Here is a 24828-nt window from a genome sequence, read left to right on the forward strand (position 1 = left end):
ACGCTCTCATATACATTAACGCTGTAATTAGATTTTATTGCATCAGGTTTTATTTTTTTTTCACATAGTGATGTCGGATAATTCTTCTTTAGCGGTTCTATAGATTTGCATATAATAAATTGATTAATTTTACGACATGAATCCGATTAATAAAGAACTGCAAAACGCCGAAAAACTAGCTGCTGCGATTGAAGCAGTTAAATTTATTAAGGATGGGGACATTGTTGGCTTAGGTACGGGCAGCACTGCAACCTTTGCAATTAACGAGTTGGCTAAGCGGATTAAAGGTGGCTTAAAGATAAAAGCTGCAGCAAGCTCCCTCGCAACAGAAGAGTTGGCGGTTAAAGCTGGTATCGAAATTTTAAAATTGGAAACGCTGGGCGTTATCGATATCAGCATTGATGGTGCAGATGAATTTACAGAATCACTAGATTTAATTAAGGGCGGCGGCGGAGCATTATTTCGCGAAAAGATTATCGCATCTTTAAGTAAAAATGCCATCATTATTACCGATTCATCTAAAAAAGTTGCCAAACTTGGTGCTTTTACCGTTCCTGTTGAAGTAGTTCCTTTAGCCTATAAATATGTTGTAAATAAAATTGAACAAATGGGTGGTAGAGCTTTAATCAGACTAAAAGGAGATAAAAACTTTATTACCGATAACGGGAACTACATAATTGATGCTGATTTCGGCTTGATTAACGAACCTGAAACACTTGCTTTTCAACTAAATCAGATTGACGGTGTATTAGCCCATGGCATATTTATAGGTTTAACGGCTAAAGTGATTATGGCAAAGAGAAACGAAATCATAACCTATTCCTAAATACATTTTCACCGAGGTTTTTCAAATCTAAAACCTTATCAAAAATTTTTACCGACTAATTTATTTCACTCACCGACTATTCCTGTTTACTCGTAGAAAAGCCATTTCTCTGCATCAGTTTTCGAGCTACTTTTGATATATAAAAACAAAGGTCATGGAAAATTTAACCAACAAAAATCACTCAGATAAACAATTAGGATTTGGTGTTTTAATTATCGTAATAGGTGCTGTACTTCTTTTAAGAAATAGCGGCATAGATGTTCCACATTGGGTTTTAAGTTGGCACACCATTATGCTTGGTGCTGGTTTATGGATTGGATACAGCAAAAATTTTCAAGGTAGTGGCTGGTTGGCGTTTACCTTAATCGGAGGTTTCTTTACACTACGTGACATTACTTTTTTCGATTTTGAAATGTCAAAAATTTCAATCGCATTAGTTTTAATTGGTCTTGGGCTGTGGGTTATTTTAAAACCCAAACAATACAAACCTTTAAATAATTTTCAAAATTCTGCAGAGCAGCAAAATTTTAAAAACTAAAATTCTTAACTCCATCATATATAAAAGAAGGAACACCATATAAAAGTGTTCCTTTTTCTTTTTGTAAGAATTTATGGTGATGTGATATTTTGATTTAAAAAAGAAACGGGGATACCACCTAAGCAGTATCCCCGTCATCTAAATTAACGCTCTCGGTAACATAAACGCTCAAATATTTATTTATTGTGTAATAATTAATTTTTTTTAAAAATTATTTTGTAAAGCTGCTGATGGCTAACAAAAAACTAATCAATTAGTTGTTTAATAGTAAAATACACTTCAAATATTATTAACTTAGGCTGTTTAAATTTTAACCAAACAGAACACCCTTATATTATTCATGAAAAAAAGTATTTTATTAATGTTTGTTATGTTGATGTTTACAACTGCATCTTTTTCTCAAAATGTAGTTGCGCTTTTCAACAATGCAAATAATTTCTTTCAATTAATGGAAGAACAAAAGTTTACAGATGCCTATAGTCTTTTTGATGATACGGTAAAAACGAAAATTTCGGAAGAGAATTTAAAAAAACTTTGGACGGATTTGCATACTTCTTTAGGTAAATCAGAATCAATTGATGCAGTTCAAAGTAAAGTTCAAGGTCAGTTTTTTGCTGTAACCGTAGAAGGCAAATTTGAAAGAGGCACGCAAGATTTTATATTGGGTTTTAATAAAGCTCAAAAAATTGTCGGCTTTTTTCTGGTTCCAAAAGTAAATTCTCCTAAATACCTGTCGCCTGCATACGCCGATACTACTTTATATACAGAGAAAACTGCTTATATTACTACTCCCGGGCATCAGCTTGCTGCAGTAATTACTGTTCCAAAAAATGCAAAGAATTTCCCACTTGTTGTATTTGTTCATGGTTCAGGTTCTTATGATATGGATGAAACCGTAGGCCCTAATAAGCCCTTTAAAGATTTGGCAGCCGGTTTTGCAGCGCAAGGAATTGCATCCATCAGATATGTTAAAAGAACATTAATATATGCCAACGAATTTCAGAAAGCTTTTACTGTAAAAGAAGAAGTTTTGGATGATGCAAACCAAGCGTTGTTAATGGCGAAAACTGTTCCTGGTGTAGATTTAAAAGGCATATATTTATTTGGACACAGTTTAGGCGGAATGCTTGCCACTAAAATTGCTGCTTCTTTTCCAGATTTAAGTGGCGTTATTATGGCTGCTGCACCTGCACGTAAGCTTACCGATTTAATTATCGACCAGAACAAGTATTTGTTTAGTAAAATGAATGATACCACTCAAAAATCAAAAGAACAGTTTGATAAGTTGATTGCAGAGTTTTCTAAAAGTAAAATAACACAGGCCGGCACCATGAAACCCGATTCTGTTATTTTAGGTTTACCTGTTTCTTACTGGGTAGATTTGAATAATTATGACCAGGTTGCAGCGGCAAAAAACATTACCAAACCACGTATTTTAGTATTGCAGGGCGGTAACGATTATCAGGTTACAGAAGAGGATTTTAATCTTTGGAAAACGAATTTGGCAGGAAAACAAAATGTAGAATTTAAGTTTTATCCCGGTATTAATCACTTGTTAAGTCAGCAGCTTGAAAAAGGTACGGGAACACAATACCAAACTTTTTCGAGTGTTTCGGCAACGCTGATTAATGATATTATAGCCTGGATAAAGATTAAGTAAGGTTTTAAGATATTTAAAGTAAATGCTCAATCGGAATAAGATTGAGCATTTTTTTTTAGCAATTATTTTTGAGCGTAATTGCAAATGCCATCTTATCAATTGCAGAAAACAATATCTTAATTTTTCGGGTTGTTAATAAAGATATATTTAGCCGATACATGGAAAAAAAGAAGATAACATTAAAAGGTATTTGGGGCGTACTTAAAGCATCATTCACCGGGTTTGGAGATCATAAGGTTACAAAGTTAAGCGGTTCACTTGCCTACTATACTGTGTTTTCTATGGCACCGCTTTTGGTGGTTATCATTTCACTTTGTGGTATTTTTTTAGGCAGAGAGGCTGCAGAAGGACAAATTTATCGCCAATTGGATGATTTTTTAGGAAAAGATACCGCCTATCAATTGCAGCAAATTGTTAAAACAGCCTACTTAAATGGAAAAAGCACCATTGCATTTACTGTTGGTTTAGCCACTTTATTAGTTGGTGCAACAACGGTTTTTGGCGATATACAGGATTCTATCAATACCATCTGGGGTTTAAAGCCAAAACCTAAAAGAGGCTGGTTGAAATTATTGCAAAATAGATTTTTATCTTTTTCTGTAATTATAAGTCTGGGCTTTGTTTTGTTGGTATCTTTAGCGGTAACATCTGTATTAGATGCTTTTAGTAGTCGTTTACAAGCTCGTTTTGAAGATATTTCTGTTGTTGTATTTTACATTCTTAATCAGATAATTACACTTTCCGTTATTTCATTAATCTTTGGAGTAATTTTTAAAGTGCTTCCTGATGCTGTAATTAAATGGCGTGATGTTATTTTAGGGTCTATTGTTACTGCAATACTGTTTATGATAGGTAAATTTGCCATTTCAGTTTATATAGGTAAAAGTAATGTTGGCAGTACTTACGGTGCTGCAGGCTCATTAGTTATTCTCCTGTTATGGACATACTATTCGTCCATCATTTTATACTTTGGTGCTGAGTTTACCAAAGCCTATGCTATTGCTTATGGTTCAGAAATTCATCCATCGCATTATGCAGTAACTACTAAAGAAATTGAGGTAGAAACCGAAGGTAATTCAATTCAGGATAATCATCCGGAATTGAAAAAACAGATTACAGAAGAATAAGGATTTATTCGCCCCAGGCAGTAATTATCAATTTTCTGGCACCACCATAATTTCTGTGTTCACCAAGATATATCCCTTGCCATGTACCAAGGGCAAGCCTTCCGTTTCTAATTGGAATGGTTACTGATGTGCCCAGCATAGCCGCTTTTAAGTGTGCAGGCATATCGTCAGAACCTTCGTAATCATGCTTGTAGTTTGGATCGTTTTCTGGAGCAGTTTTATTAAAGAACATCTCAAAATCTACTCTAACAGTTGGATCTGCATTTTCATTTATCGTTAACGATGCAGAGGTATGTTGGATAAAAACCTGACAGATTCCTATATTGATTTGATTGATTTGAGCTAAGGCCGCAACCACTTCTTCGGTTATGATGTGAAAACCACGTCTCCTTTCTCTTAATGTTAATGCCTCCTGAAAAATTTTCATCTTTATTTTTTTATCCAACCAATTTGTTCATCATCATGGCTTATTAAATGATAGTTTTCAAAGTTACCTAATACATTAACAAGCGTAGATTCTTTTAAAATTAATTTTACAAGTGCCGAGCTATCTGGCTTATCGTAAACTGTAGTTTGAAAAGCTTTTAATTTTATTTTCAGTAAAGGCTTTTCAACTTTAGCAATAGCATTATACTCAATAAATCCCGTACCGCCATCTGCCAGTTCTGCTTTTACCCATTTAGCGTTTGCCGCACTAACTGTTAAAATTGTACCACTTTGCAGTTTTGCGTAGCTTTCGTCTTTTTTTTCTGTTGAATGATGCAAGAATACATTTTGGGCTGTTCTAAAGGTTTTATTGAGATTTACGAGCGGGCTGGCAATATTATCAGGTTGCTGAATATACGGGTTAATAAATGGTAAAGGATTTATCGCGCCACCGCGTGTGTACAACCCAAAATGCAGGTGAGGCGCTGTAGTTTTTGCATTTCCGGTATTGCCCATTAACCCTAAAGTATCGCCCTTTTTTACTTGTTGTCCTGCATTTACGAGTTGCTCATCAAGATGGGCGTAATATAAAGTGTAATCTTTATTTGCGGGCCTGAACCAAACCACCCTGCCACCTAAATTATTTTCATTTACACGTTCAACCGTTCCATCATTAGTAGCAATAACCGGGCTTCTAAACTTCCCGAAAATATCTACACCTTCATGTTTTCTGGTATTTGCATCTCTACCATCGCCAAAAAAACTTTTTACACTATTTAATCCGCTATGCGTTGGGAAACCTTGCGATGGTCCGGAAGTTATCTCCAAACGGTATTCTACACTTTGCAGCAGCTCTGGCTGTAATCGGATTAAGAAAGTTCCTTCATCTTCAACATCAAACAAAATATTGCTATTTAGCGTATCTGCAGAAGCCACCAACTTCATATTTTCTGTATTCATCTGCCATACATCTAAATAAATTGATGCGCCTGTAGCGGGTTTTTTAATAATTGATATGGTTAATTTCTGTCCTTTAAGGGCTTTAAATTTATAGGCTGCGGCATTTGCCTTTTCTGCAGAAAAATATCCTGCCTCTTTAAAAGGGATGGTAATGTTTAATGCTTTATCTAAACTTAAAGTTGCGGAGGTAAGCCACAAAGCACCCATGGCAGTCTTATCTAAGCCTGCAGAAATTAATTTTCGCTGGTATTGCTCGTGTGGTGAGGCAGGTTTGAAAATGCTAACGGAGCCAGATTTACATGCGTTTAAAAAGCTCGCTAAACAAAAGCTGCAAATAAGTATGGTTAAACGTAAAGGATGATTCATGTTGGGTGTTTAAAAAGATAACAACGCTAAGCAGGTAGGGTTTGCTTTACACCATATTATAATGAAAATTGTGCTACGAAAAAGATAATCGTTATGGCGACAGTAATTTTTTTCCAATAATTTTACGATTAATTCCATTAATCCCTTTGGGTTAAATATATTTGTGGAGGTAGGGCAATAAGCCTATTAGCTAATCAAATTATAAAATCGATAAAATGAATAAATTCGAAAGCCGTTACGCTCAGAGTCCAAATGAAGTTAAACAAATGGATACTATCGCTTTGCGGGAAAATTTTTTAATTGAAAATGTTTTTGAGCCAAACCAGGTAAATCTTACTTTATCTCATTTCGACCGATATATTGTTGGTGGCGCAATGCCTGTTGATAAAACAATAGATTTACCAAATCCAGACGATTTAAAAGCGAATTATTTTTTAGAACGTAGAGAAATTGGTATGATAAACGTTGGTGGAAAGGCTATCGTAACAGCCGATGGTGTACAGTTTGAATTAGCATACAAGGAAGCACTATACATTAGTAAAGGCACAAAAGAAGTTAGTTTTGCATCAGCAAATGCTGCAGAGCCAGCCAAATTATACATCAATTCTGCACCGGCACATCATGCTTATCCAACAAAAAAAATAAGCAAAGCTGATGCTGAAATTGTAGAATTAGGTACGCCTGAAACTGCAAATCACAGAATTATAAATAAACTTTTGGTAAATAGTGTATTGCAAACTTGCCAATTGCAAATGGGTATGACCGAGCTGAAATCGGGCAGTGTATGGAACACAATGCCTGCACATACACACGATAGAAGGATGGAAGCTTATTTCTATTTTGAAGTACCACAAGGGCAAAGTGTTTGTCATTTTATGGGGCAGCCACAAGAAACACGTCATATCTGGATGCAAAACGACCAGGCTGTAATTTCTCCAAATTGGTCTATTCACTCTGGTGCAGGAACCAGCAACTATACTTTTATTTGGGGCATGGCTGGCGAAAATTTAGATTACGGCGATATGGACCATTGTGCAATAAACGATTTAAAATAATTCGAAACGCTAAAAAATAAATAAAAATGGTATCAAACCTATTTAATTTAACAGGTAAAACTGCACTGGTAACAGGCTGCAAACGCGGTATTGGAAAAGCCATGGCGCTGGCCTTGGCCGAAGCTGGAGCAGATATTATTGGCGTTTCTGCTAATCTTGAAAATTCTGGAAGCGCTATTGAACGAGAAGTTACGGCCTTAGGCAGAAAATTTTTTGCTTACCAATGTGATTTCAGTAAAAGAGAAGCTACTTTAAGTTTTGCTGCAAAAGTTAAGTCAGAACATCCAGTTATCGATATTTTAGTCAATAATGCGGGTACAATATTACGTAAACCAATTGCCGAACATCCGGATGAATATTGGGATGAAGTAATTGCTGTAAACCAAACTGCACCATTTATTTTAACAAGAGAAATTGGTCGGGATATGGTTGCACGTGGTAGCGGTAAAGTAATTTTTACTGCATCATTATTATCTTTTCAAGGTGGCATTACCGTTCCGGGCTATGCAGCAAGTAAAGGCGCAATCGCATCTTTAACCAAAGCATTTTCTAATGAATGGGCAAATAAAGGGGTAAATGTAAATGCTATTGCACCAGGTTATATAGCAACAGATAATACATCAGCTTTAAGAGAAGATGAAGATAGAAGCACGTCTATTCTATCCCGAATCCCAGCTGCAAGATGGGGAACACCAGACGATTTTAAAGGCCCAACCTTGTTCCTTGCATCAAATGCAAGTGATTATGTTCATGGGACTATCTTGACGGTTGATGGCGGCTGGATGGGTAGATAGTATTGAGATTTGGGTATTGGGTACTGCGATTTGGGTATTGAGTATTGAGTATTGCGATTTGGGTATTGAGTATTGAGTATTGAGTATTGCGATTTGCGTACTGAGCATTGCGATTTGGGTATTGCGATTTGGGTATTGAGTATTGAGTATTGCGATTTGAGAATTGAGTATTGAGATTTTAATATTGCGATTTGCTTATTGAGCATAAAAAAGTCCGAAGTTTTTTACACTTCGGACTTTTTTGTATGCTAAATCTTCTGACTTTGGTCTATAGACTTATAAAAACCTATGAATACAAATTGTAAATCTCTTTAATATCCTTCAAAATCGCATCAAAATCAATTTTTAAATCAATTAATCGACCTGTGTGGATATCGAAAACCCAACCTTGTACGGTTAATCCTCTTAACGTTATTGCTTCTTGTACAGCAGCCGTTTTTAGCAAATTAACGCATTGTTCTTGTACATTAAGCTCAACTAATCTGTTGTATCTAACGCCTTCGTCTTCAATTTTATTTAACTCATCCCTGTGGGTACGGTATACATCGCGGATATTACGTAACCAAGGGTTCAAAATACCCATGTCTGCTGGCTGCATTGCCGCTTTTACACCACCACAATTGTAGTGCCCACAAACAACAATGTGTTTCACTTTTAAATGGCGAACAGCATAATTTAATACTGTCATCACGCTCAAATCCACATTATTAACCAAGTTGGCAATATTTCTATGGATGAAGGCTTGACCAGGCTGTATGCCCATCAAATCTTCTGCGGTAACTCTACTATCAGAGCAGCCGATATATAAAAACTCAGGCGTCTGTCCTTTGGCTAATTCAGTAAAATAATCAGGGTTATTTGCTAATTTACGGCCAATCCACTCTTCGTTATTTTTAAAAACTTCTTCTACTTTCATTCTTCTAATATTTTTTATGATACAATATGTTAGTAAGGATGTTATTTTTTATAAAACTATAAAAAGATTTTTTCTTTTCGGTTAACTCTCCCCACTATATTTTCATTCTATTTTTTTAAACAAGGCTGATGCTTAAATGTTGAGATAATTTTATTTAAATTAATTTCTCTAATAGTGTTTTAATCTCAGTTGTGTTTAAAGTAGCATTAATCTTAATTTGCTTTAATGTTCGGTTTAGGCTCCTCACCGAAATACCCAGATAAGCTGCCATATCTTCCTTAGAAATTTCTAAATCGGCCTCCGTTTGTAGTTTTAAAAGCTTAGCTAATCCATATTCTAAAGTATATAATTGCTGAAAAGATGCCCGGCTACTTGTTTGCATAATGCGGGTTGAAAGCGCTTGTAACAGTATTTTCGTAAAGTTAACATTGGTATCTATTAACGATAAAAAATAATGATGAGGAATAACAAATGCGGATATTTTGCTAATGGTTTCTACATTACACAGGCAATCTATTTTTTTTAAAGCTTCAAGTTCGCCAACAACTTCACCTTTTCCTAAAAACTCAATAATGAAATCCTTGCCGTTTTCTTCGGTAATAAAACATTTGGTAATGCCATCTTTAATAATGTAAATATTATTGATTTTATCGCCTTGCACAATTAATTTATATCCGGCAGGAAAATCTTTTAACATGATGTTTTTTTGTGTTTCTGCTGTATTTAATAGCGATTCGGCAAATGATAAAAATGTAGGATTGGTTCGTAGCATATTTCCATCAGGACAAATGTCCTTTATTTTATTGGTGCGTTGGTTTAAATTTGAGCAACTAATTTAAGCATAACCATGAATAATAATATTACTGTAATTGCTTTTGACGCGGATGATACGCTTTGGGTAAATGAGCCCTATTTCCGTGAAGCGGAATCACAATTTGCCAGTTTGCTCGAAGATTTTTTACCTCACCATAGCATAGTTGCAGAATTATATAAAACCGAAATAGCAAATTTACCCCTTTATGGATATGGTATTAAAGGCTTTATGCTGAGTATGATTGAAACCATATTGCGGATTACAGAAGGTAATGTTAACCCTGAAGTTATTCGCAGAGCGATACAACTAGGGCAGCAGATGCTGAATAAACCTGTAGAATTATTAGATGGTGTTGAGGAAGTTTTAAAGGCTTTGCATGGTAAATATAAATTGGTAGTAGCCACAAAAGGCGATTTGCTGGATCAGCAGAGAAAACTCACCAAATCAGGCCTCGATCACTACTTTCATCATATCGAGATTATGAGCGATAAGCAGTCAAAGGATTATCAAAAGCTTTTGAAGCATTTAGATTGCAAACCCGAAGAATTTTTAATGCTCGGAAACTCTTTAAAATCGGATGTATTGCCTGTTTTAGAAATTGGAGGAAGCGCCGTTCACATTCCTTATCACACCACCTGGGTACACGAGCATATAGAACACACAATAGAACATGATAATTTTTACGAGATGGAAAGCCTATCTGATGTTTTAAAGAAATTAATGTATGAAAGAGAAAATTGACATAAGAAGCTGGATTAGAAAAGATCATTTCAGTTTTTTTAACCGTTTTGAAGAACCATTTTTTGGAGTAACCGTAGATGTAGATTGTACGGAAACCTACCATGAAGCAAAAAATATGGAGGTATCTTTCTTTCTGTTATACTTGCACAAATCTTTAGTTGCAGCAAACCGCGTAGAAAATTTTAGATACAGAATTAACGGAGATGAGGTTTGGAAGTATGATGAAATCTTTGCATCCGCCACCATAAACCGCCCAAATGGGACTTTTGGCTTTGGGTATATAAATTTCCATGCAGATTTTTACAAATTCCATGACGGCGCTATTAAAGAAATTGAAAAAGTTGAAAATACAACAGGACTCATTCCTTCATCAGCTGGAGATAATGTAATTCACTTTTCTGCATTACCCTGGTTAAATTTTAAATCACTATCTCATGCCCGTAGTTTTTCTCATCAGGATAGCTGTCCGAAAATTTCTTTTGGAAAGGTGAGGGATGAAAGCGGAAGGAAAATAATGCCAGTTTCTATCCATGTTCACCATGCTTTGGTAGATGGTTTCCACGTATCTCAGTTTGTTGATATTTACCAAAGCCTGTTAAATACAGTTGAGTTAACGCCAGATTAATTTTTATTTAATATGTAGCAACTAATTTAGTTGCATGTTCTCGTTTGTTGTTATTGTTCCAATTTATATCCTCGCCATTATTGCAATGTGTTTTATGGATTCTGTATTTAAAGCTTTGATGTTTTTAGTCATGCTTTTAATACTTACTTTTTTAATGTTTTTATTCATTAATCACCCACTACCTTCGGCGCTTTTTGTATGTTGCATTATTGCATTGTTCGCTTTCCGGTTTAAAGATTAAATTTCGTTTGCTTTAGAGAAACTAATTGTTATTTTTGCTCACCTGATTTATACAACGGGGGATTAGCTCATTTGGCTAGAGCGCTTCGCTGGCAGTGAAGAGGCGGCCGGTTCGAATCCGGCATTCTCCACAAATAAAAGCCGTTTCATTTACATGAAGCGGCTTTTTTATTTCCAATAAAACAACCATTTTTGTATAATTCAACGTAAATGTTTTACAAAAGTTTTTTCTAAAATGTCAACCTTTAAAGCTTTAGTCTTCGAACATCACAAAAAGCAGGATAATACCTGGAACGTAAAAATTAGATTGACGCATAAAAGGGTTATAAGGTATCTTGATACTCCAATATTTATTGTCAAAAGCCAAATGAACAGGAAGTTTGAAATTAAAGACGACTATGTTTTAGAGTTGACTAATGAGATTGTAAAAAACTATCGTGAAGCTGTTGCCTCATTAAAGATGGAAATTTTTTCTATGACTGCGGATGAGGTGAAATCCTTCTTAGAAAAGAAATTTGAAACTAAGCAATCTGAAAATGATTCAAAGGTTGATTTCATTCAGTTCGCCAGAACCCACATTGCCAAGATAAAAAAAGCTGGAAGAGATAGTAAGGCAATGACATATAATGCAATCGTAAACTCCATTGAAGATTATTTCAAGAAGTCGAGCGTAGATATATCAGAAATCAATTATAAGTTTCTAATCGGTTGGGAATCCTTTTTAAAATCAGAACGTACAATGGAGCGCAAGAATCAACATGGTGTAATGAAGGAAATCACAAAACGTGCTGCTACTGATTCTGGTGTCTATCACTACATGAAAGATTTGAGGACCTTATTTAATGAAGCTATTCGAATGTATAATGATGAGGATACTGGTGAAATTCAAATTAAACATTATCCGTTCAGGAAATATAAAATAGGGAACGCTCCAAAAACAAAGAAGAGGAATCTGACCAAGGACGAGATCAATTCAATCATTAATCTTGATTTGGAGGGATTGAAAAAAGGAAGTTTATTAGAGATGGGAAGAGATGTTGGACTTCTGTGTTTTTATCTTATCGGGATGAATACTACAGACATCTTTCACATAAATAAAATACAGGATGGTCGTATTTCCTACAACAGGCGCAAAACAAGAGGTGAAAGAGCAGATGATGCGTACATATCAATTAAAGTTGAGCCAGAGGCGGAAGAGTTGATAAAAAAATATATGGATGAAAACGGTGAACGAGTGTTTTCATTTCACAGAAGATATGTCGATGAACGAAGTTTTAATAAGGCTGTCAATGAAGGTCTCAAACAGGTTGCTAACAAAGCAAATATTGATAAAGATTTGACGTCAGTATTTTTAAGGCATTCATGGGCTACAATCGCAAGAAACAAGTGTGATATTGATAAAGATATTATCGGTAAGGCGCTCAACCATGTAGATGCAATTGGAACAATTACAGACGTATATATCGAAACAGACTGGTCGATTATTGATGATGCAAATAGAAAGGTCTTAAATTATTTGAAGGATGAATAAAGCCCGGTCAGCAAACCGGGCTTCGTATTGATTAACTTTCAGTCAGCAAACTGAAAAATCACAACAACTCTGTAAAAATAGTATTTATTGAGCACAAAAAAAACCAGATATCTCGCGACAGCTGGTTCCCATAACAACAAACAATTTTTTATCTCTTCCGAATCACAGCATATATTAATGCTGATAGCAAGATTAGGCCAAAAAGCCAGATCCACACATTTGGTTTACTTTCCTTTATTTTTTCAATGGTTGTATACTTTGATTTTTTATCGGTCAAGGTGACATTTGCGGTATCCACCGTTAATTCTGAATGATTTTCGAATGTTGCCAAGCTATCAATCTGCACATTAGATTTTCCGGATTTTCGTTTAATATTAATTTCACTAAATGGTGTTGTATGTGTAGATGTTGGCGTCGTAACTGTTGCCATTACTTCTTTTCCCTTTTGGAAAATAGAGAGCGTTATTCCATTATTTTTGATATCAACCAATTTTATAGTGTCTTTCAATAGCGCACCACTATCCAGTTTAAAATTTGCAGAGATTGTAATGTTCTCTAACGGACTGTTATTTTTAAGGCTGATTTCTTCATCCATAAACTCATTCGACTTAATCTTTGATGTAGACTGTTCAGATTTTAGACTGTCAATCTTCAAAGTCGAAGCATAAACCTCATTTATTATTCTACTCTGCTCAAAGGATTTATCAATTGTCTTAGTTTTAAGTACCTTACAGCCGTAAGGAAACATAATCACGGCCAAAAAGGCGATGGCTATCTTTTTCATTTTTTTCCAGGTTTTATGACAACGGAAGTCTTCCCGTTCTCGATGATTTTTATTACTCGCTCAAGTCCTTCAGTTTTGGTATCAAATAATAGCTTTTGTAAACTGTCATTACTACGCTTCAACTTGGTGTTTTCTGCACCATCATTGTCGCGCTCTATCCTTAAAAGACTATCTTTCAATGCATCTTTAGTTCTATAGAATTCAATTGTTTTATTAAGCTTGTCAATTCGTTTGTCTTGAGTTGCTATAGTTTCGTCCTTGCTGCTGAAAGCCTTTGGAAGCAACCAGCCTAAGAACAAACCAAACGTTAGGAGCGCATAAGCCAATGGCATCTTATGAATATCCTTAATTCCCACTTTTGGCGCTAACCCCATTGCTTTAATATTAATCTTTATATGGTTTCAATCTGTTCAACCAGCTCTTTAGAAACTGGGCCTGGTTTCCAACAGCCCAAGACCTGTAAGCTGATTCTCGTTTGGCATTATATGCTTGCAACAGTTGTTTAGGATTTGATTTGTTAACGGCAGCAATTACTGCAGTATCCATAAGACCGTCTTTTTTCAATCCAAATATTTCTTCAAGAAATTTGATAGCTCTTCCTTTACCAGAATTTACTCCAAAATCATAAATTGAATTTGCCAATTGCTGGTCATTAATCTGGTCTAATCTATTTATAGTCCAAAAATTGTCTTTATAGAATTTGACTACTAACTCTCTAACTGGTTCATCCTTTACTTTTGCAGATGCATTTATCCAGGCTGCTAGGGAAAGCTTAGTTCTATTTTGTTCTTTGGCTTTGTAATAATCTGATTTATATTTATCGATGTATTTCCATCCTGGCCACTCTTTCCAAAAGTTTCTAGCAATACCAGCATAGGTTTCGCCACCTCTATCAGCTAAATTGTCGGCATAACCCCCTTCATTGATTCCTGTAATTTTTTCTGCTATTTCAAATTTTGCCATGATAAATTGTTCTCAGCCAAAGGTATTCAAAAACATATCCAAAGGTTATGTTTTTGAATACAAAAAGATTAACAATTATTTTTTTTCAACTTGTTGGTCGAAAGAACTATTAATTGTTGTTACACTTTCTACGATGCTGGCCGCAACTTCTAAATCAAAGTCAGCTGCACCACCGAAACTAATGTTCTTGTTATTTTCGGAGAAATCACAATTGATAAATCCACTCTTACCGTCATTGCCGGTAATCTTCACGCCTGTAGGTTTAGCCCCATTCTGAGATTCCCACTCGTACTTTAAATCCCATTTGCCAACTTTGGCTGAGCCGTACGATTTTGTTGTTGTTGCTGTAATTTCCATTTTGATATAGTTTACGTTATTTAATTTTGACCGCCATCAACATTGACGACGATTCCGTTTTTGTAAGTTGTTTTTGCCCATGTAGCGCCAGGTGGAATAGATGGCGTTTGATTTATACGAACTTGATTTGAGCTACCACCGGCAACCTGAAAGACGTAGCCAGTCCATCCGGTTAATTCGGTGTTTCCATCTTTCACCTTTATGGTATCAAGAACTGTATTTCCTGTTACGCTTAATCCAGTATTCGCTTTCACAACACCGTCTGGCGTCACCTCGAATTCTGTAGCTCCCGAAACCTGATTTATTTTTTTATAGAAACCGTTGGTTATGAAACCTTTTCTACCAATACTGGATGCTCCATCCGAAGTCGAAAAGTCACCAACTCTAAAGCCAGGGCCATAAGTGATGATAATTGTTGGAGGTAAAGGAAAATCATTGGCTTGTATTGTGATGCTTTCAACTGCAGAGTCGTCATCACCTTCAAGTAAGACATTTCCACCTGAGTAAAGTCTAAAATTGTTAAGTGCTGCACTTACTTCGAAAAACTTATCTGTGCCCGGTGTACGAATGCTTTTACCAACGATATCCAAACCTTGGATGTAGCCAGCATTAATGACATTTGCCTTTATATAATCAGCATCAATTAGGTTGGAACGTATGTAGCCACCTTGAATAATTGTTGAACCTAATTTTGAATATTCCACAACGTCCTGATAAGCCATTCCTTTCAAAGATGTTGTTAAATTGTTGTATGCATTGATTGCGTTATTCGCAGCTGTTTGGGCGTTTGCGATAACCGCATCAACATCTTGAATTGCAGGGCTCCAATCTGTGCGCTTTGATCCACGTTCTAATTTAGTCCAGTAATGCGAAGCGGTTTCGATTGAGCCAGATTGATTTGCAATATTATAAACAGAAATAACAAGGTTTCCATTTGTTTCAGGTGCCGTAAACGTTAAAGAATAATAGCCATTACCTAAATACGTAAAAAACCCTAAATGTATAGATCCTGAAGAAATCCACGCCCCGAAACTACCGTAAAAACTATCATAACGCCCCGAAATAGTATATTGTTGACCTGTAATAAATGGCTCTGTTAAAGTTGATTGAAAAAACAAATAACCACCTGTAGGATAAGCGTTTTTACTGTTTAAAATTAAATTAACACCCCCTAATTGAATGCTGTTTACTAAAGATTGGGAATAACCGACTGCATCAGATCGAGCGGAATTAGCTTTTGCAGTTGCATCACTTGAAGCGGCCGAAATTGCACTTAACTGAGCAACGTTTGCTTTAGATGTTGCAATGCTATCTGCATAACTTTGAGCGGCGTTAATAGTTGCGGTTGCTTTTGTATCGGCATAAGCAATTGCATCTATTTCCTTTGCAGTCATGTCGTAAACCGTAGCGCTCGCCAACCAAAATGCCATGCTAACATCTGGCCCCGTTATAAAAAAATAATTAGTAGCACCAAAAGATCCGCTTGTATTACATTTGACGGTAAATAAATATTCTTTCCATGCGCCTATTCCGGTATTATCTGTTTGATATATTATTGATGTTCCCGGATTAGTGGTCCAGTTAATGTTAAATCCAACGGGGATGTAAGCCATTAACCTAATAATAAAAATAGCATTTGCTCTTGCAGCTGTAGAAAAAGTAAAGCCGCCCAAACCCGGTGAAGCACCGCCGCCCGCATAACTTACCGCCATATATTTGTTTGAACCGTTGGGAATAGCGGCACCAAAATCAGCCGCCCCATTTTCGCCTGCTCCAAAACTTACTTTACCGTTCTCTAAATTATTATAAACAGTCAAACCATTAAATCCGTTTGCAAATTCCGGATCACGATTTAGCATTTTACCCGCGGCGTAACTACGAGCAAAAGCATCTGAAGCTGCGTTACTTATTGCGTCGGCTTTGGCTTGTGTTGCCTGGTTTTGCGCATAAATTTGAGCGGCTGAAAGAGCGGCGTTTGCATAGTTCTGGCCATTTAAGCTTGCTGTTGTTTGTGCGTTATTGGCATAGGTTAAGGCCTGATTTATGGCTGTATTTTGAGCGGCCAACGCTTTGGTAGTGGCATCAATTGCCGCTGCATCTTTTGCTAAATCTGCTTTTATTTGCGCATTTAAATCAACATCTAAATTTGATGGGGTCCAATCCGTAGCATTGTTGCCTTTCTCAATTTTAAAATCACGATAATTTAAAGTCGTTTTATCTGAAACAAGAATTAAGTAACTGACGTTATTTGATGATGTGCTGAATTTACAGCTTATTTGCCTCCATTGAAAAGCTTCAAGGCTCAAATTACCTGTTTCAACAAAATTCATATTTGGCCCTGAAACATACAGCTGTATATTTGCGGCTTGTGGCGAATTAACCCAAACAGAAATAGTATAATCAGTATTTAAATCAAAATTTATACTACCAATTCCTGCATATTGAGAAACTTGTTTATCACTATCAGAAACAACTGAAAAATAAGGGCGTGGAATTCCTGCAGGTTGATAAGTAACAGCGCCTAAACCAACTGCATTCGGATTTGTGTAAATTTTATCTGAATTAGCTAATAAGTTTGCACCGCCTATTTTAATACCGTTAATTGCATTTGAGGCAAAATTTTGAGCATTTGATTGTGCTGTACTTGAATAACTTGAAGCCTGATTTACTGCGTAGCTTTGCGTTGCCAATCCACCCGAAATGATTAAAGCATTGGTTTCAATTAATGAGGTTTTAATATATCCACCTTGAATTATGGTACTACCTAATTGAGCCAACTCAACTGCCGATTGATAAGCCAAGCCACCTAATGCATTCTGGATGTTTGTTAAGTTATTTTGAACTATTGCAGCATTGTTAATCGCTGTGTTTGCGGCAGATTGCGCAGCATCAGCAAGTTGTTTTGCTTTGATGGCAATAGCACTTAATAAACTAACTTTCTCATTGTAGTAGTTAGTGAAGTATTGTCTGAAAGTAACTCCATTGATAACGTCATCCGAACCCATTGCAGAAAGCAGGGGGTTTAGATAGTTAATCAGCGCTGCATAATTATTGTCGTAGTTTGTGGCATTAACAGAGTATTGACCAGCTTGAGCAATAATAATTGGCCGCTCTCCAACGATGATATTATATTCTTTTAATACATCTGATTTTTCAGAAGCAGCAAGAATATTATCGTTAGCAATATTGGCAATTACCTGATTGGCAAGATTTGCAGAATTCTGTGCGTTATTGGCAGCAGTCAAAGCACCCGATGCGTTAGTTATAGCAGTATTGGCAACACCTTGAGCTGTTGCGGCATTGCTTAATGCAGAACTGGCGTTGTTTGAAATGTTGTTTATTGCCGATAATGAGTTGCCGACAAAAGTCACATCACCTTTAATGGTTCCTGTCTCGAGGTTTATTTCGAGCGCATTATTTCTTCCGGCAATCGTACCGGTTTTAATTCTGTTACCTGTGATATCTGTTATGCCGTAAGTAAATTCAGAATCTCTAAAGCCATTGTTTACCGGATAAATTCTGCCTGCAAGGAAGTGGTAAAATCCTGCAACATCTTCAGGTTTGATTTTGTCGGTAGTAACAACCCAGCTACCAACCTGAGAAGTTTTGCTACACTTAACATAGATGTAATAAAGGCTCGAAGGATTCAGACCGCTCTGACTGAAAGATGTGATAGTCCAGGTGTCACCATTTGTGCCGGTATTTGAAATTTCCAAGTGGATAAGCTGACCGCCGGATATATTTACTGCATTAGCATCACCACCAACATTATCAGTTAGCCGAACGGCACTAAGCACGAAGTTTTGAGACTTTACGCCAAAAATTCCAAGTGCAGCTGTTAGCACACCAACATTAAATTTGTCAATATCGAAATTACCATCAGTATCAAAAACGCTTGATTCTAGTTGGCGTAGCGCTTGTGCTGCTCTTTTGTATTGGATGATTCCACGGGCTGTAATTTCTGCAATCTGTTTTGTATTGTTTAAAACAGCGGCGTATTGCTTTGCCGCAGTATCAAAGATGATTTCATTTCCAATGACACCAGTAACGTCAAACTCATTTACTATAGGGTAACTGATTTCTATGAAGCGTAACACTTCATCTAAACCTAGATCGCCATCAATCGCTGTAGCTCGGTCACCGCAGTTTAACTTGATATTATTGTCGCGTAGAAACTTTTCATCGGGCTTGACAGCAAAGATTTGCCTGCTTCCTTTATTTTCATTAAGAAATTTTTGGGTTTCTTGCTTTAACTCAACCTCGGCCGCAATCTTATAAGATTCGGGCATCCTCACATCAATGAAGGTATATTTATCCCCAACTTCTGGTTTACTTGTATCGGAGGGAAAGTAATATCCAGATGTGTCGGTGAACGGAATTAGAGTTACAGATTTATTAGCCAAACTGAAATCGCTTATTTCAAAATCAATTCCTGTAAGCGAACCCGTTCTAAAGGAGATTTTCGGTTTTACACCTTCTTGTAAACTCGACATTAAATCGAAATCAATCCCATTGTCTTTAATGGTAACTGATTTAATGATTAATGCCTCCTTTACAATGGTGACTTCTGCCACTGAACCATTATACCTAGGATAAATATCAAGGTTTTCATACTTTCCTTCCTTTACTCTCTCAGAGCCATTAGTAACTCCCGATGTTTCTAGATATCTTTCTTCAAATACTAAATTTGGTTCCGTCCCACCTCGATATGTGCTGTCAATGTTCCGTGTTCCGCCAATGCCATAAACGCGGTTTATTTTTTCTTTTGAAGTATCAGATGACCTCGTAATTTCGTGTAGGCCCTTACCTCTGCCCATCTCAAATACAATGCCTGTATTGTTGCCGACTGTCGAAATCAAGTTTATTTTTGTACCAACAGCGTTCCATTCCAGCCCAAATGCTTGCGCTATTTGGTCAAGTCCTGGTCGGATATACGTCCAGTCGTAATTAATCAGCTTTTCTTCCGTAGCATCAACTTGTCCTATATTCCATCCCGAATCATTTAAGTTTGCACTGTTTATCAATAATTGCAAATGACCAGTAGCATCTTGAAAATAGGGGAATACTTTGCTACCCTCATGCTGAATAAAGGTATCATGCAAGTCATAAAATCTAGCTAAAAAGTCAATCCTGTAGGATTTTGACCGCTTACTGCTATCTTTTGAAATTTGAGGAAGTATTCTGATTTTGTATGCAGCTCCCCTATGAATGATATAATCTTCTTCCTGGAGTTTTAATACTTGAAGAGTCTCAATAGGGCAGGAGATTAATTCAGTTCCAGGGAGTTTACTACTGAAGATAGTGTTGATATCAATATCGATTTTTGCGATAATTGTACCCTGTCTGTAAATATCAAGTGAATTAATCATATAAAGTAACTATCACAAAAATAGAAAAACATATCCAAAGGATATGTTTTTGAGTAAATAAAAATTGTTAACTATTGACGCGCACCAATCCCAGGGAATTTTGAATTGAATTCTGAATCTAAAGCATCTCCAATGTTTAACTTATAAATGTTTCCAGCTCCTGATATTTTAACATCACTCATATTGTTAATCATATTACCTATTGCTCTACCGGAATAGTTGAGCTCAAAACCTAGATTGTTGTAGTATTCAAGTGTTCCGCCGTAATTGTATAAATCGAGCATCTGACCCTCCCAGTCTTTGGAAGTATTCATTCTGCCAACAGTATTATTATAAACTTTTGCATTGGCAAATGTTGTTTTGCCAGGAATTATATATCTATCGAAACCTTGGAGCTCGAAACCTCCGTATTTTCGAGTGTTGAAGCAGAAGTTATTAAATATTTCGTTGGTATATGGTGTACTTCCGCGGGTGTAAAGCCACATCCTGATCGCATTACCTTGATAGTTATTTAATTTATTATCATGAAACTTACCACTTCCTTGCATGTAGAAAATACCATTGTGGTTATCATTTTTGCTATTAAGATTCTCAACAATATTATGATGAATATCGTAATTTTCTACATTCTCAAAAACAACTGCCGAACCGATTGAAGGATTGTTTTTGAATGTATTAAAAGCTATTTCTGGATTTTTAAATAAACCTCTATCGGCATTAATGTCTTTATCCAGCTTTCCTTCCATCTGAATGTTTCCAAAATTGTCGAAAACGTTGTTAATAATTTTAAGTCCTAAATTCGCTGTTGCATCTTTGCCATTATAATCTACTTCTTTTGCGCGGTTGCAATAGAATGCATAATCACCGCAATTAATAAATGTAGAATTGTATAAATGAAAGTTATTCAGTCCGAAATCGAATCGTAGAACTCGCGAATCGTTATTGTACATTTTAATACCATAAATCTCTACCATATCGCCTGACCCTAATTCAATTACCGACTTTTCAAGATTTACACCATTGGCATCGATAATAATATTCTTTAACTTATTACCAGTAATATAAACGCTGTTATAATTGCCAGGCTTTAGCTTTATCTTTTGATTTGAATAGTTGGATAAATCCAAGGTTTTACCACTAGTTAAGGATATTTCAATGTAATTTCCTTCTGGCAAAGAAAACGTCGGCTTCGTGCCAGTTGAAGGCATTGGGTTTGGATATGCCGGGGTAGTTGTAAGTGGGAGGTTAGCGGTATTTTCTAAATACTTTTTTAAAGCCGCTGTCACCGTAGCAACAGAATTACTTCCTTCTAGATCCAGAACCACGCCATTAGAGAAACTGACTTTCGTGAGTTTTTTTTCCTCTTTTTTATAATTATACTTTACTCCATTAATGGCATTTGTTGTCTGAGCCATTGAACTTAGACAAATGAATAAGGCTACGAGTGTTAGTTTGAACTTCATGATGTTTTTTTGAAAAGGTTTAAAAGTTTTGATGAATTATTAAATGAAAAGCTATTTGCGTTTGTAGTGACTGATTGAATGTTTGCAGTAGTGTTGAGCAGGAAAGAAATATCCTTCCACATGTTTTTGGCTGATAATGTGCTTAAGTCAACTTCGATGTTTAATGTATTGCCTACCAAGCTTTGGATGATTGGCAAAGCGCTAACTTCTTTGTATTCGAATACCTCACGGGTTGTGGTAACCCAAAGCTGGTCATTTGATGATGATTGTACAAAGTCAAAAAATGATTGAAAGGCAGCTTGATTATCAATTGTGTGAGAACCAATCCTATAAAACTTATCAGTGGCGGCAACCAGATTGGTTATACTACCTTTAATGAAGTTGAAATCGTTAGCCCATTGGTCTGTAAAATCCCTTCGAAGTGCTGCAAAAGGGCCAACTACAGCGTTATTACCTGGTGGAGCATATTGCCATTCAGCGGTAAATCCATCTGACTGACTTTGTGAAGTTGAATATAAATAACCTTGATCAAATGCAGCTTGTGCATGTCCTGCATAGTTGGTCGGCACAATTTTACTACGAGTTTGAAAACCGTTAAATTTTCTTTGTATAAAATCCTGCATTGCTATTGTGCTTTGCAAAGCAGTCATGTTCGCTCCGAATCCTACAGGATCATGATAATAGCCATGATCGGATAAATCACCATTAGCAGCTATTACCGCTCTTAATCTATCACCAACTTCATTGCTAAAGTCATACTCCTCTCCGGTCATTTCCTGAGCTCCATTTACAGAAGCGGCCATTGTATACGGCTTGTTATTACCGCAACCATCGGTGTAGAACTTATTCGCAAGCACACTCAGAGCAAATGGAATTGACGAACTGTGGTCATCCATTTCAAAGCTGAACCAATTCTTCTTGTCGTATTTTAAAGGAGGTATTGATACGACCAAATCGCTTGGAGCACTGCTAAAAGTAATGGTCGCAATGATCTTGTCAAACACTGCCGTTCCGGTAATATATTTTTTAGCTGTTAACATTATGGTTTCGCTGTATCAGATTCTTGAAGTACAATTAATGCTAGTGTCGCACCGTAGTCACCGCTCACCCTGTTAATAGCAGCCTCGATGCTCGTCACACTTGTAAGGTTATTGAAAACTATAAGCTCAGGATCATTCAGTCCATTAGCAGCAGCACCAAACGAGGCAGCCGAACTTGTGGAAGTTCTGTTTTTTGTAGTTCCGTTAATGGTTACACCTCGCACAACGGTATTATCCATAGGCATCAAAAAGTATAATTGATAATACTTACCCGCTGTAAGCCCTAAGAAATTTATTTTGGCCGATGTTCCACCATTTACAGACCAGCCAGTGTTTACGGCAGCATTTTCATATACTCCGGTATTCCCTGCAGAATCTTGAGCTGTTGATATTTGAGAGTTACCACCTGAAAACGCACCGCTATTCGTTAATGTGATACCAGTTAGCGCACCAGTTATATCTTTTAAATTAGGTGAAGTAAACCCGTTAACAGTTCCTAGAGCCGAGTTGGTTGCATTTAAAACATTAGCATTTGGCGGATTGGTAACACTACCATCAGCATACTCGCTGCATAGATTTATGAAGATTGTTTTAGGTGTAAAAGCACCACCACCGCTCGCTACTGTAAAAGCCGGACTGCTAACAACCGAACTTTCATTCCTTCCAGTTGCAGACTTAATTTTGAATTTCCAGTAACCAGCTGCACGTGCTACGTTTCCAACACTAATTGGAGAATAGGCAACGTAAGCCGCATCATTGATACTCATAACAATCTCCGATGTGCCAAGCGCATGACTTGCAGTTAAAGTATCTGTAGAGTCATTTGCTGTCAAAGTTGGAGGTGCGGGCGTAGTGTTTCCACCACCCGAACCCCAACCTTTAGAGCTTGCATAGGAATCAAGCCATGCAGTATCAATTTGAATGCTACTTTCACTATTGTTATCTGTATATTCTTTCACACCTGGACCAAGAATGACAGCACGTAAATTATTTTTTGCAATTACCTTTTCTGTTCCGACCGTTTCTAGCTTAGCAACATTGGCTGACAACCTCGCATCATCCAAAGTGCCAGAAGTTAAAGCACTCGCATTAGTAGTAGGACTTCCACCCCCAGTAATAGCGATATTACCTGGACCAAGGATTGAGATACCGTTGATAGTTTTTATTGTTGTGCCACTAACTAGGGCTGCCTGAAAGCCCGCAGTTATGTCAGCCAGCGTGACCCAAAACATTTTTCCATCGCTAGCTCTAGCAGCCATTATTTTCTCTGTACCTGAAACAGGTGAGAGTCGGCTATAGTCTTTGGGGAATTCTTTATCTGCCATTAGATTATTAATTTTATATTGTTACCATCACTATCGGTAACATTGAATTTTTGGTAATCAATCAAGTTTTCTAGGGTAATTACTGAGGTCACGTTTACCTCTGTGATTTTGATGTCTATCACACAAAATTTTTTAGTTCGTTTTGCATATAGAGCAGTTGTTTTGAAACCATCTTTCACAAAAAAGGCTCTCAGCTTATCGTTTGGATAGACTAATTTCCTTACACCAGGGGATGCAAGAAGTGCCATGAATTCTTTCACTTTATATCTTAGTCCAATGAATGATTCATCCCGCAATCCAATAGTAAGCGTGTGCTCTGGCGCTGTCAATCTTCCAATAAAAGCTTTTTCTTTTCCGAAGAAAGATATGTTCTCAGTTTTCGGATTTGTTCTATTCCAACTATCCCCTGATAATTTAAGTGCTTCGCCACCTAAGAGGGCAAATGAATTTCCATCTATGCCATATTGTGAGGAATCACCAATTGGTATCAACGGAGTCATATCAACTACGGGCTCTCTAAATGGGATAGTAACCGACAAAATTGTATCCGATAATCGGTTGCCTACTATTGGCGCGTTAACGTAAACATTAAAAGAACCCCAGTCGCTTTGAAGAGGAACAGTATCAGTAAACGAGTTTATTAAATTATAGAGCACTCCAAGCTTATCATTGCAGTCAGACTTGTTGTTTCCTTTTATAAAACCAGTCAACGATAAATCTCTACCCCCAAAAAATATTTCGGATGCACTAACGTAAGGCTCGATACCATCCTCATCGCCCCAATCATGAAAGGTTTTTCCAAGACGAGCGGGCATATCAAACAGTCCAGACAACGCTATGTCTGAATTATTTTGAACTCCTGCAATGAAAGGGATATCGCTTAAATCTACGCCTCCTAAGTTGTACAT

Annotated in this window: 22 protein-coding genes and 1 tRNA gene; 10 read left to right on the top strand and 13 right to left on the bottom strand. The window is 36.7% G+C overall.

Annotated elements, in window-relative coordinates:
* Window positions 1-136: 136 nt before the first annotated feature.
* From rpiA to LUA86_RS16065, 4 genes are all read left to right on the top strand, one after another.
* Window positions 137-826: a ribose-5-phosphate isomerase RpiA gene (rpiA, locus tag LUA86_RS16050; RefSeq protein ID WP_231464608.1), complete on the top strand. Its 690-nt coding sequence runs from the start codon at window positions 137-139 to the stop codon at window positions 824-826.
* Window positions 827-980: 154 nt separating this feature from the next.
* A complete protein-coding gene (locus LUA86_RS16055) occupies window positions 981-1364 on the top strand; it encodes a hypothetical protein (protein WP_231464611.1) in 384 nt (127 codons plus the stop codon).
* Between the two features lie 340 nt (window positions 1365-1704).
* Window positions 1705-3024, top strand: a complete 1320-nt coding sequence (locus LUA86_RS16060; RefSeq protein WP_231464614.1) for a DUF3887 domain-containing protein — start codon at window positions 1705-1707, stop codon at window positions 3022-3024.
* A 68-nt stretch (window positions 3025-3092) separates the two neighbouring features.
* Window positions 3093-4151 carry a YihY/virulence factor BrkB family protein gene (locus LUA86_RS16065; protein ID WP_231464617.1) on the top strand — a complete coding sequence of 353 codons (1059 nt, stop codon included), beginning with the start codon at window positions 3093-3095 and terminating at the stop codon, window positions 4149-4151.
* A gap of 4 nt (window positions 4152-4155) precedes the next feature.
* On the opposite strand, the gene LUA86_RS16070 is transcribed toward LUA86_RS16065, so the two are convergent.
* Together LUA86_RS16070 and LUA86_RS16075 are read right to left on the bottom strand one after the other, a co-directional pair.
* Window positions 4156-4578, bottom strand: coding sequence for a secondary thiamine-phosphate synthase enzyme YjbQ (locus LUA86_RS16070; protein WP_231464620.1), 423 nt, complete (start codon window positions 4576-4578; stop codon window positions 4156-4158).
* 2 nt (window positions 4579-4580) lie between these two features.
* Window positions 4581-5903: a M23 family metallopeptidase gene (locus LUA86_RS16075; protein WP_231464622.1), complete on the bottom strand. Its 1323-nt coding sequence runs from the start codon at window positions 5901-5903 to the stop codon at window positions 4581-4583.
* A gap of 215 nt (window positions 5904-6118) precedes the next feature.
* Between LUA86_RS16075 and kduI the strand changes: the two genes are divergently transcribed.
* Entirely contained in the window at window positions 6119-6958 is an 840-nt protein-coding gene (gene kduI / locus LUA86_RS16080) for a 5-dehydro-4-deoxy-D-glucuronate isomerase (protein WP_231464625.1), read from the top strand.
* 26 nt (window positions 6959-6984) lie between these two features.
* The gene (locus LUA86_RS16085) at window positions 6985-7752 is read left to right on the top strand and encodes an SDR family NAD(P)-dependent oxidoreductase (RefSeq protein ID WP_231464627.1); all 768 of its coding nucleotides are present in this window, start codon (window positions 6985-6987) and stop codon (window positions 7750-7752) included.
* 286 nt (window positions 7753-8038) lie between these two features.
* On the opposite strand, the gene LUA86_RS16090 is transcribed toward LUA86_RS16085, so the two are convergent.
* Both LUA86_RS16090 and LUA86_RS16095 read right to left on the bottom strand, forming a co-directional pair.
* The gene (locus LUA86_RS16090) at window positions 8039-8668 is read right to left on the bottom strand and encodes a carbonic anhydrase (protein ID WP_231464629.1); all 630 of its coding nucleotides are present in this window, start codon (window positions 8666-8668) and stop codon (window positions 8039-8041) included.
* 154 nt (window positions 8669-8822) lie between these two features.
* The gene (locus tag LUA86_RS16095) at window positions 8823-9440 is read right to left on the bottom strand and encodes a Crp/Fnr family transcriptional regulator (RefSeq protein ID WP_231464632.1); all 618 of its coding nucleotides are present in this window, start codon (window positions 9438-9440) and stop codon (window positions 8823-8825) included.
* Between the two features lie 75 nt (window positions 9441-9515).
* Between LUA86_RS16095 and LUA86_RS16100 the strand changes: the two genes are divergently transcribed.
* The 4 genes from LUA86_RS16100 (at window position 9516) to LUA86_RS16115 (ending at window position 12619) form a co-directional block, all read left to right on the top strand.
* Window positions 9516-10223, top strand: coding sequence for an HAD family hydrolase (locus tag LUA86_RS16100; RefSeq protein WP_231464634.1), 708 nt, complete (start codon window positions 9516-9518; stop codon window positions 10221-10223).
* Window positions 10207-10848, top strand: a complete 642-nt coding sequence (locus LUA86_RS16105; protein ID WP_231464637.1) for a chloramphenicol acetyltransferase — start codon at window positions 10207-10209, stop codon at window positions 10846-10848. The genes LUA86_RS16100 and LUA86_RS16105 overlap by 17 nt, the downstream gene beginning before the upstream one ends.
* Window positions 10849-11145: 297 nt before the next feature.
* Window positions 11146-11219, top strand: a tRNA-Ala gene (locus LUA86_RS16110).
* Window positions 11220-11323: 104 nt separating this feature from the next.
* Window positions 11324-12619 carry a phage integrase SAM-like domain-containing protein gene (locus LUA86_RS16115; protein WP_231464639.1) on the top strand — a complete coding sequence of 432 codons (1296 nt, stop codon included), beginning with the start codon at window positions 11324-11326 and terminating at the stop codon, window positions 12617-12619.
* A 148-nt stretch (window positions 12620-12767) separates the two neighbouring features.
* Here LUA86_RS16115 and LUA86_RS16120 read toward each other — a convergent pair whose 3' ends face one another.
* From LUA86_RS16120 to LUA86_RS16160, 9 genes are all read right to left on the bottom strand, one after another.
* A complete protein-coding gene (locus LUA86_RS16120) occupies window positions 12768-13403 on the bottom strand; it encodes a hypothetical protein (protein WP_231464642.1) in 636 nt (211 codons plus the stop codon).
* Window positions 13400-13777, bottom strand: coding sequence for a hypothetical protein (locus tag LUA86_RS16125; protein WP_231464645.1), 378 nt, complete (start codon window positions 13775-13777; stop codon window positions 13400-13402). The genes LUA86_RS16120 and LUA86_RS16125 overlap by 4 nt, the downstream gene beginning before the upstream one ends.
* 10 nt (window positions 13778-13787) lie before the next feature.
* Complete coding sequence (locus LUA86_RS16130) at window positions 13788-14366, bottom strand: glycoside hydrolase family 108 protein (protein WP_231464648.1); 579 nt, start codon at window positions 14364-14366, stop codon at window positions 13788-13790.
* 75 nt (window positions 14367-14441) lie between these two features.
* Entirely contained in the window at window positions 14442-14723 is a 282-nt protein-coding gene (locus LUA86_RS16135; protein WP_231464650.1) for a hypothetical protein, read from the bottom strand.
* Window positions 14724-14743: 20 nt separating this feature from the next.
* The gene (locus tag LUA86_RS16140) at window positions 14744-20092 is read right to left on the bottom strand and encodes a hypothetical protein (protein ID WP_231464653.1); all 5349 of its coding nucleotides are present in this window, start codon (window positions 20090-20092) and stop codon (window positions 14744-14746) included.
* A 71-nt stretch (window positions 20093-20163) separates the two neighbouring features.
* On the bottom strand, window positions 20164-21507 hold the full coding sequence (locus LUA86_RS16145) for a hypothetical protein (RefSeq protein WP_231464656.1): 1344 nt from the start codon (window positions 21505-21507) through the stop codon (window positions 20164-20166).
* Window positions 21508-21551: 44 nt separating this feature from the next.
* Window positions 21552-22595, bottom strand: a complete 1044-nt coding sequence (locus LUA86_RS16150) for a hypothetical protein (protein WP_231464659.1) — start codon at window positions 22593-22595, stop codon at window positions 21552-21554.
* Complete coding sequence (locus LUA86_RS16155) at window positions 22595-23920, bottom strand: hypothetical protein (RefSeq protein WP_231464662.1); 1326 nt, start codon at window positions 23918-23920, stop codon at window positions 22595-22597. Before LUA86_RS16155 ends, LUA86_RS16150 begins: the two co-directional genes overlap by 1 nt.
* Window positions 23920-24828 carry a hypothetical protein gene (locus LUA86_RS16160; RefSeq protein ID WP_231464664.1) on the bottom strand — a complete coding sequence of 303 codons (909 nt, stop codon included), beginning with the start codon at window positions 24826-24828 and terminating at the stop codon, window positions 23920-23922. Before LUA86_RS16160 ends, LUA86_RS16155 begins: the two co-directional genes overlap by 1 nt.

Source organism: Pedobacter sp. Leaf132, from assembly GCF_920984695.1.
Taxonomy (GTDB): domain Bacteria; phylum Bacteroidota; class Bacteroidia; order Sphingobacteriales; family Sphingobacteriaceae; genus Pedobacter.

What these genes read in the sequence shown, in the direction of transcription:
- rpiA (WP_231464608.1), top strand. Translation starts at nt 137, where the DNA reads ATGAATCCGATTAATAAAGAACTGCAAAACGCCGAAAAACTAGCTGCT.
- LUA86_RS16055 (WP_231464611.1), top strand. Translation starts at nt 981, where the DNA reads ATGGAAAATTTAACCAACAAAAATCACTCAGATAAACAATTAGGATTT.
- LUA86_RS16060 (WP_231464614.1), top strand. Translation starts at nt 1,705, where the DNA reads ATGAAAAAAAGTATTTTATTAATGTTTGTTATGTTGATGTTTACAACT.
- LUA86_RS16070 (WP_231464620.1), bottom strand. Translation starts at nt 4,578, where the DNA reads ATGAAAATTTTTCAGGAGGCATTAACATTAAGAGAAAGGAGACGTGGT.
- LUA86_RS16075 (WP_231464622.1), bottom strand. Translation starts at nt 5,903, where the DNA reads ATGAATCATCCTTTACGTTTAACCATACTTATTTGCAGCTTTTGTTTA.
- kduI (WP_231464625.1), top strand. Translation starts at nt 6,119, where the DNA reads ATGAATAAATTCGAAAGCCGTTACGCTCAGAGTCCAAATGAAGTTAAA.
- LUA86_RS16085 (WP_231464627.1), top strand. Translation starts at nt 6,985, where the DNA reads ATGGTATCAAACCTATTTAATTTAACAGGTAAAACTGCACTGGTAACA.
- LUA86_RS16090 (WP_231464629.1), bottom strand. Translation starts at nt 8,668, where the DNA reads ATGAAAGTAGAAGAAGTTTTTAAAAATAACGAAGAGTGGATTGGCCGT.
- LUA86_RS16095 (WP_231464632.1), bottom strand. Translation starts at nt 9,440, where the DNA reads ATGCTACGAACCAATCCTACATTTTTATCATTTGCCGAATCGCTATTA.
- LUA86_RS16100 (WP_231464634.1), top strand. Translation starts at nt 9,516, where the DNA reads ATGAATAATAATATTACTGTAATTGCTTTTGACGCGGATGATACGCTT.
- LUA86_RS16105 (WP_231464637.1), top strand. Translation starts at nt 10,207, where the DNA reads ATGAAAGAGAAAATTGACATAAGAAGCTGGATTAGAAAAGATCATTTC.
- LUA86_RS16115 (WP_231464639.1), top strand. Translation starts at nt 11,324, where the DNA reads ATGTCAACCTTTAAAGCTTTAGTCTTCGAACATCACAAAAAGCAGGAT.
- LUA86_RS16120 (WP_231464642.1), bottom strand. Translation starts at nt 13,403, where the DNA reads ATGAAAAAGATAGCCATCGCCTTTTTGGCCGTGATTATGTTTCCTTAC.
- LUA86_RS16125 (WP_231464645.1), bottom strand. Translation starts at nt 13,777, where the DNA reads ATGGGGTTAGCGCCAAAAGTGGGAATTAAGGATATTCATAAGATGCCA.
- LUA86_RS16130 (WP_231464648.1), bottom strand. Translation starts at nt 14,366, where the DNA reads ATGGCAAAATTTGAAATAGCAGAAAAAATTACAGGAATCAATGAAGGG.
- LUA86_RS16135 (WP_231464650.1), bottom strand. Translation starts at nt 14,723, where the DNA reads ATGGAAATTACAGCAACAACAACAAAATCGTACGGCTCAGCCAAAGTT.
- LUA86_RS16140 (WP_231464653.1), bottom strand. Translation starts at nt 20,092, where the DNA reads ATGATTAATTCACTTGATATTTACAGACAGGGTACAATTATCGCAAAA.
- LUA86_RS16145 (WP_231464656.1), bottom strand. Translation starts at nt 21,507, where the DNA reads ATGGCTCAGACAACAAATGCCATTAATGGAGTAAAGTATAATTATAAA.
- LUA86_RS16150 (WP_231464659.1), bottom strand. Translation starts at nt 22,595, where the DNA reads ATGTTAACAGCTAAAAAATATATTACCGGAACGGCAGTGTTTGACAAG.
- LUA86_RS16155 (WP_231464662.1), bottom strand. Translation starts at nt 23,920, where the DNA reads ATGGCAGATAAAGAATTCCCCAAAGACTATAGCCGACTCTCACCTGTT.
- LUA86_RS16160 (WP_231464664.1), bottom strand. Translation starts at nt 24,828, where the DNA reads ATGTACAACTTAGGAGGCGTAGATTTAAGCGATATCCCTTTCATTGCA.